The sequence below is a fragment of the Massilia sp. CT11-108 genome, assembly GCF_047302915.1.
Lineage (GTDB): Bacteria > Pseudomonadota > Gammaproteobacteria > Burkholderiales > Burkholderiaceae_D > Telluria > Telluria orientalis.
In genome coordinates, this window is record NZ_JBKYMO010000805.1 from 1 (window position 1) to 1,745 (window position 1,745).

Below are 1,745 nucleotides of genomic sequence, written 5' to 3' on the forward strand. Positions count from 1 at the left end.
CGCGTGCTGCGCGCGATCGAGTCGGCGCTGGGCCCGGACGCGCGCTGACGCGGCCTGCCATGGCCGCAGCGTGTGTCCGTTATCGCCCGAAGCCGCCATCGATTTTGCTGACTTATAGGACGCCGATTTCCTTGAGCCAGTTTTCCACCAACGAAGGCCAAGCTGCCAAAGGATGGTCTTTCTCCCGAAGACCGAAGGCGTGCCCTCCTTTTGCAAAAAGATGAACCTCGGCCGGTACGCCTGCCTGATTCAGCGCCCGGGCATACAGCGTGCTATTGCAGATAGGGTCGACCGGATCGTCCCAGGCTTGCAATAGAAATGTGGTCGGTGTTTCCTTCGTCACGCGAATGCCTGGTTCGAGTGTTCCAGAGCGACACAGGTGCCCCGGATAAAGCGCAATAGCAAAGTCGGGGCGACTGCTTAACTTGTCCACGGCGTCGACCGGCGCGTAGGCAGACGCAACGATGTTGCTGGTTTGGGCGACCAGATAGCCCCCGGCCGAGAAGCCGATGACACCGATCTTGCGCGGGTCCAGGTTCAGTTCGGTTACCTTCGACCGCACGAGCTTGATGGTCCGCTGCGCATCCTGCAGCGCAAGCGGTATCTTTGGAAAGATTCTGCATCGACATTTCTCATCCCAGTAGTCGTTCCCTCCGGGGACGCGGTATTTGAGCAATACGCAGGTAATCCCGCGTGATGTCAGCCAGTCGCAGATTTCCGTCCCTTCCAGGTCAATGGCCAGGACTCGGAATCCTCCACCGGGAAAGACGATGACGGCGGCTCCGGTGTTCACGCCCTTCGGCGAGTACACGGTCATCGTTGGATTGCTCACGTCATTGATCTGTGCCCATCCACCGTGTCCTGTCGCAGCGACGACCGATTCCGGCTGCTGGGTAGCCACCGCATTGGGGATTGCACCAGGCCAAATATCAATCTGCACATGTCCCGGCGACGGCTGCCAGGTCGCCGCTTGGGCAGACGCGAAGCCTATCAAGAAGACAACTAGACTTATCAAGAAACATGTACGCACGGCCTTCCCCTTGAATGATTTACATTTGCGCCCCTTCCCGGGCTGTGCGGGAAGTGTGTATCAGATAGGGATTCAGGGGGCAGGCGTGTGACGAACCGGGCGGACTACGTGATGAGTTACCGGTACCGGCCTGGCAATCGGTCAGTTCCCGGCCCGATAGCGGACGTTGGTCAGCCGAGTGCATGAGGCTGTTGCTATCGAAGCAGGTCTGCAGCTTTGCCGGGCGCTCTCAGTCGGGAAACACGATCTTCTTCGCGAGCCGCTGGTCGACCACGAGATCGTCCTGCGCGACCGCGACGCACGGCAGGATATAGCCCTCGCGTTTTTCGTCGAGGGACAACCCCGGCCATTCCACGAGATAGCGCACGGTGCCGCCCGCGAGGCGGCAGATGCACGTGCGGCATGTACCGTTGCGGCAGGAGCTGGGCAGGTCGATGCCGGCCCGTTCGGCGGCGTGCAGCACCGTCGTCTCCGTGTCGGTGTCGAAGGACCAGCCGGACGGCTGCAGGGTGATGGTCAACATGGTCATGCGGCGGATTGTACCGCCGGCCCGACGAAGCTGGGTTCGTTCCCGCACAGAGTCCCGTCTTGCGCGGCACTAACCTGAAGCCAACGCAATTTCAGGCAGGACACCATGTTGAAAACGACCCGCATTCCCCTTTTGATCGCCCTGCTGGCCGGCCTCGCCGGTCCGGCGGGCGCCGCGCAACCGCAG

At 61.3% G+C, this 1,745-nt stretch carries 2 protein-coding genes; both read right to left on the minus strand.

Annotated features, from left to right (window positions below):
• Positions 1–112: 112 nt before the first annotated feature.
• Entirely contained in the window at positions 113–1,030 is a 918-nt protein-coding gene (locus ACEN88_RS30895) for an alpha/beta hydrolase (RefSeq protein ID WP_413345877.1), read from the minus strand.
• A 229-nt stretch (positions 1,031–1,259) separates the two neighbouring features.
• Positions 1,260–1,553, minus strand: coding sequence for a 2Fe-2S iron-sulfur cluster-binding protein (locus ACEN88_RS30900; protein ID WP_413345879.1), 294 nt, complete (start codon positions 1,551–1,553; stop codon positions 1,260–1,262).
• Positions 1,554–1,745: the final 192 nt, after the last annotated feature.

Bases quoted from the DNA above. Each gene is read 5' to 3' on its own strand.
- ACEN88_RS30900 (WP_413345879.1), bottom strand. From the start codon at position 1,553: ATGTTGACCATCACCCTGCAGCCGTCCGGCTGGTCCTTCGACACCGAC.